Source organism: Paenibacillus agaridevorans, from assembly GCF_018604145.1.
Lineage (GTDB): Bacteria > Bacillota > Bacilli > Paenibacillales > Paenibacillaceae > Pristimantibacillus > Pristimantibacillus agaridevorans.
In genome coordinates this window covers 4,280,951-4,293,469 of sequence record NZ_CP075889.1, presented here as the reverse complement: position 1 = coordinate 4,293,469, position 12,519 = coordinate 4,280,951, and the positions used below count along the sequence as shown (strand labels likewise).

Here is a 12,519-nt window from a genome sequence, read left to right as displayed (position 1 = left end):
AATAATCCCTCCTCGCGAGCAAGCGCAAAGGTTATAATGCGAATATCGAGATTAGTATGAGAGCCATAAGGAAGTGAAGCGTGGATCATGATAGATGAATCGGCGGAAAAAAGCCTCAGCAAGATGATCACCAAGCTGCTTAGACACGCTCCGGAGCAATTCGGCGTCGTCCTCGATCCTGTGGACGGCTCGTGTCCGTTAGATATATTGTTGGAAGCCGTTCGGGCGCAGCCCCGATGGGAGTGGGTGAAACAAGAGGATATCGAACAGGTGGTCCGTCATTCGGACAAACAACGATTTGACATACAAGACGGTCGCATAAGAGCGAGATACGGCCACAGCCATAATAAAGTCGCCTACGCGACCGCCGACCCTCCTGCCGTTCTCTACCACGGAACGAATCGGAAGGCACTCCCGACGATAGTAAAGGAAGGGCTGAAACCGATGAACCGGCAATATGTCCATTTGTCGGAAGGCACTCATTTCGCTACGCTCGCGGGAAGCCGCAGAGGAGAGCTTGTCATACTGGAGATTGACACGTTGATAGCGAAGCAGTCGGGCGTTCTGTTTTATTATGCGGGGAACGAAGTATGGCTGGCCGATCATGTGCCGCCGGTGTGCTGCTCGGTGGCAGAGAGCAAGGGGAAGGAGGACGGAAATGACGAATCATTCCATCGTTGATATCGGCGTCAATCTGATGCATCGCAACTTTCATCAAGACCGCGACGAGGTTGTCGCAAGGGCGATAGCAAGCAACGTTGCCCCGCTTATCCTTACGGGAACGAGTTTGAGAAACAGCGTTGACGCTGCCCGCTATTCGGCAAAATACCGCGGACAGCTGTACGCTACTGCGGGCATCCATCCGCATGATGCGAAGAGTTGTACGCTAGAGACAATTGCGAAGCTAAAAGAGCTGGCGGCGCTGCCGCAGGTCGTAGCCATTGGGGAATGCGGCCTGGACTATAACCGCGATTTCTCGCCGAGAGACGTCCAGCGTCGATGGTTTGCGGAGCAGGTTCGGCTGGCCACTGAGCTTAACATGCCGCTGTTTCTGCACGAACGCGAGGCATTCCCGGATTTTGTGGCGGTCCTTAAGGAACATGCGGTGAAACAAGCGGTGGTCCATTGCTTTACGGGGAACCGGTCCGAGCTGGAGGCCTACCTCGAGATGGGCTTCCATATCGGAATTACCGGCTGGATTTGCGATGAACGAAGGGGCCGGCATCTCAAGGATCTCGTCCGTCTCATTCCGCTCGACAGGTTGATGATCGAGACCGATGCGCCGTTCCTGACTCCGCGGGACTTGAAGGAAAAGCCGGCGGACGGAAGGAACGAGCCCGCGTTTCTGCAGCATATTCTGCAAGCCGTGGCGCGGTGCGTCGACAGACCTGCCGAAGAGGTCGCCAAGGCGACGACGAAGACGGCGGCGGCGTTTTTCGGCATTTAAAAAAGCTCAAGCGCCGGGCTTCCCTGACCGACGTTCGAGCTTATTTTCTTTTATAGAACTTTTCCCAATCGTTAATGACTTCTACTTGACTCTTGGAGCGGCACCTTGGATAACGAGATTCTTTCCATTCATGAATAGCTTGTTGCTTGGTTTTGTAAAAACGATAGTCGCAAATATTCCAAGGACAAAACAGCTTTCGGTACCACTTGCCGTTTGCGACTCCGCTCCTGTATCGGCGAACGGCTTTGTTAGCCTGTCGTTTGATCCAGCGGCTGCCTGGTGATTTTTGATCTGTAGCAACAGGTGATTTTTTCACACTACGGCTCATTGGCACTCTAACCTCCTAGCGGGAAGCTAGAGGCCGTCTAATTTTTTCATCGTCCACCTCGTTTCTAACTTAGTTACTGTATATGTAGACGTAGTTGTTGGCAATAGGTTGCTATGGCTTTGAAAATTAAACATCGAAGAAGGTGGTAAGGGGATGCCGCAAGCTGGTGTCATAAATGCGCCTTATTGGCTTATTGCCGAGTCGAGCAAGCTTTGCAGCGATTCCTGCGTTTTTCTCAGCGCTTCTTCGACTGTGATGTCGCCGGACAAGGCCGATTGGAAGTTGTCACTGCGAATTTGCCGGATCTGCAGCAGCAAATCGAGCGGGATTTCCCAGAATCGATCCTGTCTGACGAATTTTGCTTCAAGGCTGTAGAATGGAGCCAGGTTTGATTCCGCTCCGGCTTGTCCGGATTGCCAGGCAGGCAATAAACCGTTGGCGGCGCTATGCTTCAAGGCGCTTTCCTTATTGTTCATGGCAAGTAAAAGCTCTTTTGCTTGATCTACATAACGGGACTCCCCGTGGATGGAATAAATAAAGGAGGGAGTCATGTTTCCGGCTCCCCTATTACTTTCCTCCACCGGCTGGGTGAGGGCCCCCCACGCAAAGCTTGTCTCCATGCCTTCCAGCTTTTTAACCGTTCCGTAATTGGCTTGCATCATGGCGATGCGTCCTTGCGCGAAAAGCTCCGCGGCATCGGCAATTGTCCTTTCGGCGGGGGCGGCCTTGCTTATGCCCAAGCCGCCGGATTGCAAGGCTTGGATCACGGTTTCATAAATCGTTTTCCAGGAGGGGGAGTCGGCGGTTGCTACCTTCCTGTCCCAGTCCATGTAGCTCAAGTTATGGGTCGCGGCCATTTGATCAATAAACTGTACCTCAAGCTGATCGGTATAATAGCCATGAATCGGATTCTCCCCATCCCCTGCAATCGAGAACAGCTTGGCCGTGTTCAGCAGCTGATTCCAGGTCAGTCCATCCCCCGGAATCGAGACGCCATAGGTATGGAATAAATCGGCGTTGTACAAAACAACCATGCTGTCAAAAACCGGAGCTAGTCCCCCCAATGTTCCGTTGCCGTTAAGGGCCATCCACTGATCGATTGCGCCATACCTTCCCGCGCTCCAATCGTCATCGCTGTTGCTCATCGGCTTCAAATCCAGGAAACGGTTCTGCTCGGCAAGCAGGCGATAGGACAAAGCGTCGTTGATGACGATATCCGGCTTCTGATCCGTCATGAGCGTTTCCATTCTTCCGTATTTATCGAGGACATTTCCCTCATTGTCGGACATATCCAGAAATTCTACCGTTATATCTGGATGTTCGTTCAGGAAGCTTCGAAGGCCCATATTATGAATCGTCGCTTGATCATAGACCGACAAAATTTTTAACTTGGTTTGTTCGGACTCGTTTGGTCCCGTTTGACAGCTTGTCAATAAAGTCAGCAGCACGACAGAGGAGCAAACCGACTTAAATAAGGATCTGTATGTGAACATCTCTTCACCCCTTTTGTTTCCATTACTCGCCACTGAGTAGAATAGCCTCCGTCACCCGGGTTTGGATGGCGGCCAATGCGTTCTCTATGTTTTGTTCTCCCCCCAGGATCATCTCGATTTGCTCCAGCGATTCCTCCCTGTAGGCTTGGAACACATTGTCCGGAAGATGATCGTACATGATGAGCCCTTTAGGGATAACGGGGTGATTGTAAAAGGCGGACAGATCTCTTTTCCAAATTTTTTCGGCTATCGAGATGCTGGAGGGTATGTCCCCCCATGAAGTCCATTTCTTGCTTGTTGCTTCAAGGAGAAGCGGCGTCTCGTCCTTGCTCATATAATCGATCAGCTTCCAGACTGTGTCCTCATGAGGGGACTGCTTGATTATCGATGCAATCAACGGCTGCATAAAATATTGATAATCGCCGGGAGGCGCAACTATCGACCAGTCCAGATGTTCGTAATTACCGAGAAACGTCATGAGATCGGGTTGCGCAATTATCATTGCCGCTTGATTATCTACAAAGGGGCGATAGCGCTCAATTTGGGTTTCTAATTTTAAGTCCTCAGGCTTGTCCGAATCGTCGATCAGGGGGACGAAATCGACTCCACCTGCCTGATAACCGTCGATAATTGTGCTCCACAGCTCATGCCAGGCTTTGGATTGTGTCGTCCCTACCCCTTTGGTCATATCGGCGAATTGGAGATTCATGGACATGCCTGCGTCCAGGATCATACCGAATAGGGCTTCCTCCAGCGAAGAAGTGATAACGTCTACAAATCCATATTGTTCTTTGCCTTCCTCATTGATTTTGGGAATGGTTGCGGCCAGACTCATCAGAGAGTCCCATGGCATGCCGTGAAGGGGATACTCTACATCGCTCTTGTCGAAAATGGCCTTATTATAGTAAAGAACCAAACTAGAATATTCAATGGGTATGCCATATAGTCTGTCTTCTAGAGTTAGCATGTCTATGAGAGAGTCCGGATACCGGGACAGATCGAAATTTTCTTTGCTCACCCTCCCGTCAAGAGGAAGAATGATATCGGCTTCCACAAAATCATCATATTGGAGCTTCGACACGTAGAGGAAGTCGGGCTCATTTTCTTGCAGCCAGCTATGGATCTCTTCTTTATTCCATCCATAACCGGGAAACGTGACATATTCCAGTTGAATGCCGGGGTTCTCTTCCTTGAACGGGATGCCATATTCTTTTTCGAATACTTCGGTCATTTTAGTGGCAATTCTGAGTTTGATCGGCTCCTGAGACTTCTCTTTGCTGCAAGCTGTTATCGACAAAGCTAGAATCATAATGATAAGTAAACAATACTTGAGTTTCATTTATTTCCGCCCCCTTTCCGTGGACAATAGGAAGATCTATCTTTCATGTTTTTGTATGAGCCCGTCCAATGCCTCTGGCGTATCAACAATTCCCCATTTTTGTACAAAACCATCTTTGTCTAGGACATACAAAAAAGGTGTTGAAGGAACATGGAAAACCTGTCTGAATGTTGACTCATCGACGGCCATTACGGAACATGTAAATCCGAAGTACCGTACGATACTGTCATTTTCCTCAGGGGTACCGTTCGTAAACAGATAAAAATCGAGATCATTATTTTTGTTAATCTCCGCTATATGCGGAAGCATATCCATACATGTCGCGCAGGTAAACGATAAAAAACAGCAATAGCTCGGTGTCTTTTCGTTTGCCCTAATCATATCCGGAAATTTCGAACCAGGTACTAAAGGGGTAATTTTTCGTTTATTTTTGTTTCCGAAAATTTCGACAAAATCGATTGAACTCAATAAAATCAGTCCTTTCTACTTTTTAGATAGATATTATACCGACATTTCCTGCATGGTTCTGTTTGTTTGTCCGCTATACATATCCCACATACTTCTATATTTTCCTTCGTTGGATAACAGCGTATAATGGTCTCCACATTCCACAATTTCGCCGTCATGCATGACATAGACCAGATCGGCTAATTGGGCTAATTGCAGATTATGCGTGACCAGCAGCACGATTTTATCGGCATAAGCTGCTTTGATTTTTTCCATGAGCTTCATTTCTGTAGCAGGGTCGATCTCGGAGGTGGGCTCATCCATAATCAATAAGGAGCTGCCTTTGAATAAGGCCCTCGCCACGGCTATTCTTTGCCACTGGCCACCGGATAGTTCTATGGAATTAAAAAAATCACTCCCTAATCGCGTGTCCAAAAAGGCCTCTATTTTTTTGGGGATTAAGGATCTGTATGTATCGAAAAACCGATTGAGAGTTGCTTCGTCCGTATCCACATTCATTGTAATGTTTTCTTTCATACTTAACGGGTATTTGGCGAAATCTTGATTGATCGATGAAATTTCTTGATAAAGGCTATTTCTGTTATAGGCGTTAATGTCCCTATTATTAATGAAAACCTGATCACTTTCGACGTCGTGCAGACCTGCCACGATTTTGGCCAGAGTTGATTTGCCTGACCCGTTGTTTCCCACTATAACTATGAATTGGCCCATCTCTATTTTTAAATAAATACCTTTAAGAATCGAGTTGTTAGAAGTAGGGTATTGAAAAGCCAAGTTTCTTATTTCGATAGCGGATATAGGTTCTTGTAATTCTATAAGGGCATCTTTTTGATTTTGAAGCACATAGTTTCGTAAGAATGCGAGCAACATTTGGTTTAGTACCGTTATTTCTCTGAAGGACCCGCCTAAAAGACAAGCCGTTTTTAGAGAACCGCTGAGCGAGAGGAAAGCTGTGCCGATTGCTACAAACTCTCCAATAGTCAGGCTATTCCGGGATATCTGATAAATTAACAAGAGTTGCAGTACCAAATAACCGACAGGGCCAATAGTGTCAATTCCCACACCATAAATGGTGGTTTTGGTCAATACTTTGCGCTTCGACTCCTGCAATGCGATAAATAGTTGTCCCCACTTCAGACGCAGCTTTTCGCGAAAAGAATGCAGAATCAATTCCTTTTGGTAATACGGATTGAGCAGGGCAGAAAAATGACTTGCAGTGTCCATGCCGAGCTGAGAAGTTGATGTCTGATGCATGAGATTCCTTTTGACTTCATTGGTGGAATACAACAGGCTGGGGAGCGAGAAAGCGAGTGCGACAAAAGCGGCCAGCCAAGAGTATTTTGAAATCAAATAAAAATATACGGCAATCATGACGCATTGGTGAAGCAGGTCTAGCGTCCTTTTCATGAACTGTCCAGATTGAGCCATATGATTTTTTAAGATATAAAAATCATTTTTGCACATTGGCGATTCAATATTCGTAACGGTGTGCATGCGGGCATATAATTGAGCCAAATAATCGTTCAGTTTATAGGCTATGCGCATGGAGTATATTTCCTGAATATACGTTTTGCAGCGATTGATCGCTATTTCGCCAATTTGAAGAAGCATTAGCAACAGGGCTAGATGAACCAATAATAGTTTGCCGTTATTAACGGTCAATTGATCAAAAAAATATTTGGTTTGATCAAATTTAAGCCATCCAATTATCGGTAAAATTGCAACTAATAAAGCAATTCCCGCTAATAAACGCCAACAGCCCTCCATCAAAAGTTTAAGCCACTCTTTTAATCTCATGATTGTAGTTTTCTTATACGATCGAGCTTCTCAAGTCTGTCAAAATGATTGATAAACGAAAAATAAGGGTCGGCGGGCTCACATATTTTAATCTGTTTATTGCCGTCGACATAATATACCCAAGGAATGGAGGGAGCTCTTAGTCCTGTTGAAATCTTTTGTAAGGGAACTCGAAATATACTGTATTTCTCACCCATAACTTTATCAATGATATTTTTTTCGTCTTCCTCGCATTCGATTAGCAAGATGACGGGCGCACCCGGTTTCATGTCTCCCAGTTGATTGAGCCAATGCAAGCACGGTTCGCATCCTGTGCTTAGTAACGCCAGGAATGATCCATCACCGATTAAATGGTACAGGCTAATTTTGTTGTTTTCATCCACGATTAAATCTTCGAGTGTTTGCCCCACTTCATAGGCATTTTTTTTTCGCAAGAACAATCTGCTGTTGCAATCGTTGTTTTGGTTTTCCGGCTTAATTCTATCCATCGTATGCCCCCATTCTTTTTTGCTTCAAAGGTAAGGATTTCATGCGGTAAAGACCCCCCCAGACGGGGGGATCTCTTAGTCTTATGGGCAACAAATGTTAGTTACGGAAATTGTATCAATAACATAAACATCAAAGGGATTAGGTCTAACGCAAGTTGTTTTCTCGTATTGAATTTGATAATTGCGAGATGAACTGCATGGATAGTTGGATTGACAACTGGGAGTGCTTTGTGTGCCTGCGTAAATATAATCATCCGGGCATGATGCCATTTAACAACACCTCCTTTCTTTGGGAATGGAGTAGGTCTGAATTGGAGGTCTTCCATAACAGTATCACAATCATAATTTAAATAATATTACTCATATGGGTTAAATTAGAATTTATTGATATGTGCTAAGGCATCTTGGATTCGAGTGGATTTCTTATTATGTTTTGAAATGACAAATGCGGCATCTTCATGCTTATGATTAACCTGGTTACTGGAACCTATGGAAATGACGATATGATTGCACCACTTCGTAGTTTTTAATGCTAAAACATAGTCAGGAGCATAAAACAATATATAAAAGCCTTTAGTTATAGCCAAATAATGATCAATAGTAGCCATGTACGGTGATTTGTAGCCAATTACAAACAAAATATATTCCGTCTTCTTATGGTTTAATAGGTGTTCCGCCTTTTGGAGAAAGTACTTCTTTCTTTTTCTGTTTTTTGCATTTTGTATAATTATCGTCGTTGTCAACGAGATGAAAACAGCCAGTCCCAAATAGATCAGTTCCTCGGATGAACGAGCCTCAGGTCCAAAAAAGAGGTGGAATAGGGCAAGTAGAATGAGAAAAATATTCCGAATAAAAGGGTTAGCGTTGAGCCATGTCATTTCTCCAAAACATGAGCATGCATCATGGGAGTCTTTGGAGTGGATTGATTTGTATAAACCGGCGATAGAAAAGCCTAGCAAAATAACAATAGAAAACCATTCATGATTTTCGGGGGCATTTGACCAAAAAGATAGAATTACTAATACCTCAGACACTAGCAAGAAAACGGCAACGACTCGAAGTAATTTCACGGGTACGATGCGATAAGAATTTAAATCCGAAATAAATATTTTCATGGATTTTAGCTTCATGATTATTGAAATTAAAAAAAGATACATAAACACGAACGCGATCACATTGCCTATAACGTGCATCATGTCGCGTCTACACTAAAAAAAATCTTAAGCAGTAAACTCGCTTTAGAGTTCACCTTAGTCCTAAAGTAAATGTTTTTGATCGTTGCTCTAGTCGTATGCTCGCTGATTAAAAGCTGTTTGGAAATGGTTCGATAATCAAAGTCTTGAATCCATAACAAGGCAACTTCTGTTTCCCTGCTGGTTAAGTTGAATTTTTCTATTTTTTGTTTTAGGCCCAGTACCTGGTTTAATTGAAGTGCAGCAGTGGAATCCGTTTTATCGGCAGCTAATTGCGTTAATATTTTCGGCAAATAAACACCACCTTTTCAATAATATCTTGATACTACCATTTAAGGTTTTTGTTTACTGTGATCTATAGAAAACAATTCGTGATGTGAATGATTGTAATTTTCGTATTAAAAGAGAGCAGGTTCAGAACGTGTTCCCATAGTCGCTACGTCGTTGGGGTACCAAATTGTGCGCTTGGCAGCACATCGACTATGGAGTGAGAGTCTCGAGTACGCTGGCGTTAAAAGTTCTAACGGACAGGAGAGACGCTAAATGCCCGTTTTTTTCAATAATTAAATTGTAACGGACAGGAAAGACGCTAATTGGTCGAAATTATACTAAATGATCCTCCATAGTAGGGGATAACGTCGCTGCTGTCCGTTAGATTTGACAAACCTCCCGAAACGGTGGAATAGCGTTGCTCATGTCCGTTAGGTGGCAAGCCTGCAGGCTAAAGTGTGCAAAAGCGCTCCAAGCGTGCCAAATCGGCGCCTCATTTAGTCGACGTGTGAATTTGCGGCAAGCTAAGTTGCGACAGGGGGCCGCAAAGCGAAAAAAATCCAGCATTTCGTGTCGCGCTACTTCACCTGTCGTAGTAATTATGTTATACTGCATCTACTACGACAGATGAAGTAATGGAGGAGGCTGCCAGAGTTGATCAGCAGTGATGTTATACGCGGTTATAACGATACGATGATCCTCTACATGCTGCTGGGCGGGGAATCTTACGGATACGAGATATCCAAGCAGATCCGGCAGCTGACGCAGGAGAAGTACGTCATGAAGGAAACCACGCTGTATTCCGCCTTCGCTAGACTGGAGAAGAACGGCTATATAGAATCCTTTTACCGGGATGAGAGCCTCGGCAAACGGCGCACGTATTATCGGATTACTCCGCCGGGTCTCTCCTACTACAAGGAGAAATGCGAAGAATGGATGGTTACGCAGGCTGTTGTCAACCAATTTATAAAGGAGTGGTGAAGGATCATGGAAACGATAAGCGTCTACTTGGACCATATGTTTGCCAATCTGCCAAAGACACTGGAAGTCATGCGCATGAAGCAGGAACTGCTGTCCGGGATGGAGGAGAAGTACAGGGAGCTGAAGGAGGGGGGCAAGTCGGAGAACGAGGCAATCGGCATCGTCATTTCGGAATTCGGCAATATCGAGGAATTGACTGCCGAACTTGGCATTCGTGCAGTCGAACCGGAGCGGGCAGCACCTATGCTGACAGAGCATGAGGCTTACGCGTATACGGCTGCCAAGCGAAGCGCCGGATTGTGGGTTGGTCTGGGGATTTTCTTCTGCGCAAGCGGTGTGGCGTTGCTGATTATTCTGGATACGCTATTCGAAACAACGGTCGACTCTGAACGAGGCTCGATGCTGGGTCTGATCGGTATGTTCATGCTAGGCGCCGTGGGAGTAGGGATGTTCTTTAACAGCGGCATGAAGCTCAGCCGGTTCAAGACTTTGGAGCAAGGTTTCCAATTATCCTATGCGCTCAAGATGGAGCTGCGGCAAGGTCAAGCTCATTACGCTCCGACTTATCGTTTCTCTCTTATCACCGGAGTCTGCCTGAGCGTGCTGTCACCCATCTTGATCTTCGCCGCATCTTATGTCAACGAAGAATACGCTCCTTATGGCGTTGCCGCTTTCTTGCTGTTGGCGGCCGTTGCGGTGTTTCTGTTTGTCTATTACGGGAATATTCAGGGAGCATATACGAAGCTTCTGGAAGAGCCGATTCTCGCTGCCGCCAAGAAGGAAGAGGAAAGAATTTCGGGAGCCGTGGGCGCTGTAATATGGCCGCTGGCGACGATTATTTTCCTGTTCACTGGCTTTGTCTATCATCGCTGGGACGTCAATTGGGCCGTATTCCCCATTGCGGGCATCTTGCACGGCATGCTGAACGGTGTCTATAATATGAATCGCAAGAGCGAAATGTAAGGTAAGCGAGAAGAGTTTGCCTAAGAAACGTGGTGACCAACGATGTTCAAAATCATGCTCATAGAGGACGATACGACATTGTTCCAGGAAATCAAGGAGCGATTGTCCTTATGGTCCTACGAGGTCTTCGGCGTTAAGCAGTTTGATAAAGTTATGCAGGAGTTCGCGGAGGCGGGTCCCGAGCTTGTCATCATCGACATCCAACTGCCCAAATTCGACGGCTTCCACTGGTGCCGGATGATTCGCGCGCATTCCAATGTGCCGATCATCTTCCTTTCTTCCCGCGATCATCCCATGGACATGGTGATGTCGATGCAGCTCGGAGCCGACGACTTCGTGCAGAAGCCATTCCATTTTGACGTGCTTATTGCCAAAATACAGGCGATTCTGCGCAGAACATACAACTACAATAATGAGCCGACCCAGCTGAAAACGTGGCGGGGGGCCGCCGTCGACTACATGAAAAATACGATTGCGAACGACAAGGGAACGGCGGAGCTGACAAAAAACGAAATGTTTATACTGACTTATCTCGTTGAACGCAAAAATAAAATCGTGAGCCGCGACGAGCTGATCGCGAGCCTATGGAACAACGAGCAGTTCGTGAGCGATAATACGCTTACCGTCAATGTAAACCGCGTGCGCAAAAAACTCGAAAGTATCGGACTGGACCCGTATATCGAGACGAAGGTCGGCCGAGGTTACATGGCAACGGAAGAGGCGGGGGCATGATTCGCAAATACATCGCGGAAAGGCGAAGCTGGCTGCTGCTGCTTGCCGTCGTCCACCTGCTGCCCCTGTTCATAGCGTCCATTGACGTCTCCATCCCGCTGATGCCGATCTTGTACAGTACGTTATTGTCCTCGATGGTTTGCATCGTCTTTCTGGTTGCCAGATACTATAAGGAAACCAAATTCATCAAGCAGTTGGAGGCCTGGGATCACACCTGCGGTCCGGAATCCCTAAAGGAGGCCGGCAGTCCGTTCGAACGGGCGGTGGAGGAGTCGATGTCCGCGCAAGCTCTTCATTACAAGAGCGAAGCGTCCGGACATCTGCTGCTGCTCGAACAGGAGAAGGACGAATTGACGGCCTGGATTCATGAGGTAAAAACGCCGCTTACCGCCATGCGGCTCGTGATCGACCGTTTAACCGAGGAATCGGCCAAAAGCAAGCTGGAATACGAATGGCTTCGCATTCATCATTTGCTGGACCGGCAGCTGCATCAAAGGCGGATTCCTTTTATGGAGAACGACCTGTACGTCGAGTCCGCGAAGCTGGAGCCGATCCTGTTCCAGGAAATCAAGGATTTGAGATCCTGGTGCATGCAAAAAAGGATCGGCTTTGACGTATCCCTCCAGGCCGAGCAGGTGCTGACCGATGCCAAGTGGCTGGGTTTTATATTGAGGCAAATTTTAACCAACGCGGTTAAATACAGCGAGTCCTCCGACATAAAGGTGAGCAGCTGCGAGGAGAACGGGCATGTCGTCGTCGAGATCCAGGACCAAGGCCGCGGCATTAGCGCCAAGGACTTGCCCCGCATATTCGAACGGGGATTTACGTCCACGACGATGCATCAGGATAGCGCGGCCACCGGCATGGGACTTTATTTGGCGCAAAAAGCGGCGGATTCGCTTCGAATCCGAATGGAGGCGGAGTCCACATACGGCAGCGGGACGACGTTCCGGCTGTTGTTCCCCGTCGCCAACGATTTTGATGTAATGATGGGCATGTGACAACAATGTCACATGCTTA

The 12,519-nt window shown here is 46.7% G+C and carries 13 protein-coding genes; 6 read left to right on the top strand and 7 right to left on the bottom strand.

Annotation, left to right across the window (positions count from 1 at the left end; genetic code table 11):
- Nucleotides 1–87: 87 nt before the first annotated feature.
- Together KJW29_RS17900 and KJW29_RS17895 are read left to right on the top strand one after the other, a co-directional pair.
- The gene (locus tag KJW29_RS17900; RefSeq protein ID WP_214630815.1) at nucleotides 88–681 is read left to right on the top strand and encodes an RNA 2'-phosphotransferase; all 594 of its coding nucleotides are present in this window, start codon (nucleotides 88–90) and stop codon (nucleotides 679–681) included.
- Nucleotides 659–1,447 carry a TatD family hydrolase gene (locus tag KJW29_RS17895; protein WP_214630814.1) on the top strand — a complete coding sequence of 263 codons (789 nt, stop codon included), beginning with the start codon at nucleotides 659–661 and terminating at the stop codon, nucleotides 1,445–1,447. Before KJW29_RS17900 ends, KJW29_RS17895 begins: the two co-directional genes overlap by 23 nt.
- 40 nt (nucleotides 1,448–1,487) lie before the next feature.
- On the opposite strand, the gene KJW29_RS17890 is transcribed toward KJW29_RS17895, so the two are convergent.
- The 7 genes from KJW29_RS17890 to KJW29_RS17860 all read right to left on the bottom strand — a co-directional run bounded on the left by KJW29_RS17890 (nucleotide 1,488) and on the right by KJW29_RS17860 (nucleotide 8,846).
- Entirely contained in the window at nucleotides 1,488–1,775 is a 288-nt protein-coding gene (locus KJW29_RS17890) for a hypothetical protein (RefSeq protein WP_214630813.1), read from the bottom strand.
- A gap of 182 nt (nucleotides 1,776–1,957) precedes the next feature.
- Nucleotides 1,958–3,268, bottom strand: coding sequence for an ABC transporter substrate-binding protein (locus KJW29_RS17885; protein ID WP_214630812.1), 1,311 nt, complete (start codon nucleotides 3,266–3,268; stop codon nucleotides 1,958–1,960).
- Nucleotides 3,269–3,290: 22 nt separating this feature from the next.
- Nucleotides 3,291–4,607, bottom strand: coding sequence for an ABC transporter substrate-binding protein (locus KJW29_RS17880; protein WP_214630811.1), 1,317 nt, complete (start codon nucleotides 4,605–4,607; stop codon nucleotides 3,291–3,293).
- A 501-nt stretch (nucleotides 4,608–5,108) separates the two neighbouring features.
- Nucleotides 5,109–6,872 carry an ATP-binding cassette domain-containing protein gene (locus KJW29_RS17875; protein WP_214630810.1) on the bottom strand — a complete coding sequence of 588 codons (1,764 nt, stop codon included), beginning with the start codon at nucleotides 6,870–6,872 and terminating at the stop codon, nucleotides 5,109–5,111.
- Nucleotides 6,869–7,360 (bottom strand): hypothetical protein, encoded by a 492-nt coding sequence (locus tag KJW29_RS17870; protein WP_214630809.1) that lies wholly within the window; start codon nucleotides 7,358–7,360, stop codon nucleotides 6,869–6,871. Before KJW29_RS17870 ends, KJW29_RS17875 begins: the two co-directional genes overlap by 4 nt.
- Before the next feature lie 374 nt (nucleotides 7,361–7,734).
- Nucleotides 7,735–8,553: a MauE/DoxX family redox-associated membrane protein gene (locus KJW29_RS17865; protein ID WP_343222834.1), complete on the bottom strand. Its 819-nt coding sequence runs from the start codon at nucleotides 8,551–8,553 to the stop codon at nucleotides 7,735–7,737.
- Nucleotides 8,553–8,846, bottom strand: coding sequence for a helix-turn-helix transcriptional regulator (locus KJW29_RS17860; RefSeq protein ID WP_214630807.1), 294 nt, complete (start codon nucleotides 8,844–8,846; stop codon nucleotides 8,553–8,555). Before KJW29_RS17860 ends, KJW29_RS17865 begins: the two co-directional genes overlap by 1 nt.
- Nucleotides 8,847–9,477: 631 nt before the next feature.
- Here KJW29_RS17860 and KJW29_RS17855 point away from each other — a divergent pair.
- Genes KJW29_RS17855 through KJW29_RS17840 form a run of 4 tightly spaced genes read left to right on the top strand, consistent with a single transcriptional unit; the run spans nucleotide 9,478 to nucleotide 12,500 of the window.
- A complete protein-coding gene (locus KJW29_RS17855; RefSeq protein ID WP_108994871.1) occupies nucleotides 9,478–9,804 on the top strand; it encodes a PadR family transcriptional regulator in 327 nt (108 codons plus the stop codon).
- Between the two features lie 6 nt (nucleotides 9,805–9,810).
- Nucleotides 9,811–10,767, top strand: coding sequence for a permease prefix domain 1-containing protein (locus KJW29_RS17850; RefSeq protein ID WP_214630806.1), 957 nt, complete (start codon nucleotides 9,811–9,813; stop codon nucleotides 10,765–10,767).
- A gap of 42 nt (nucleotides 10,768–10,809) precedes the next feature.
- Nucleotides 10,810–11,499, top strand: coding sequence for a response regulator transcription factor (locus tag KJW29_RS17845; protein ID WP_214630805.1), 690 nt, complete (start codon nucleotides 10,810–10,812; stop codon nucleotides 11,497–11,499).
- Complete coding sequence (locus KJW29_RS17840; protein ID WP_214630804.1) at nucleotides 11,496–12,500, top strand: sensor histidine kinase; 1,005 nt, start codon at nucleotides 11,496–11,498, stop codon at nucleotides 12,498–12,500. The genes KJW29_RS17845 and KJW29_RS17840 overlap by 4 nt, the downstream gene beginning before the upstream one ends.
- Nucleotides 12,501–12,519 lie beyond the last annotated feature (19 nt).

Excerpts from the sequence above, each read along its gene's own strand:
- KJW29_RS17900 (WP_214630815.1), top strand. The coding sequence starts at position 88 with ATGATAGATGAATCGGCGGAAAAAAGCCTCAGCAAGATGATCACCAAG.
- KJW29_RS17895 (WP_214630814.1), top strand. The coding sequence starts at position 659 with ATGACGAATCATTCCATCGTTGATATCGGCGTCAATCTGATGCATCGC.
- KJW29_RS17890 (WP_214630813.1), bottom strand. The coding sequence starts at position 1,775 with ATGAGCCGTAGTGTGAAAAAATCACCTGTTGCTACAGATCAAAAATCA.
- KJW29_RS17885 (WP_214630812.1), bottom strand. The coding sequence starts at position 3,268 with ATGTTCACATACAGATCCTTATTTAAGTCGGTTTGCTCCTCTGTCGTG.
- KJW29_RS17880 (WP_214630811.1), bottom strand. The coding sequence starts at position 4,607 with ATGAAACTCAAGTATTGTTTACTTATCATTATGATTCTAGCTTTGTCG.
- KJW29_RS17875 (WP_214630810.1), bottom strand. The coding sequence starts at position 6,872 with ATGAGATTAAAAGAGTGGCTTAAACTTTTGATGGAGGGCTGTTGGCGT.
- KJW29_RS17870 (WP_214630809.1), bottom strand. The coding sequence starts at position 7,360 with ATGGATAGAATTAAGCCGGAAAACCAAAACAACGATTGCAACAGCAGA.
- KJW29_RS17865 (WP_343222834.1), bottom strand. The coding sequence starts at position 8,553 with ATGCACGTTATAGGCAATGTGATCGCGTTCGTGTTTATGTATCTTTTT.
- KJW29_RS17850 (WP_214630806.1), top strand. The coding sequence starts at position 9,811 with ATGGAAACGATAAGCGTCTACTTGGACCATATGTTTGCCAATCTGCCA.
- KJW29_RS17845 (WP_214630805.1), top strand. The coding sequence starts at position 10,810 with ATGTTCAAAATCATGCTCATAGAGGACGATACGACATTGTTCCAGGAA.
- KJW29_RS17840 (WP_214630804.1), top strand. The coding sequence starts at position 11,496 with ATGATTCGCAAATACATCGCGGAAAGGCGAAGCTGGCTGCTGCTGCTT.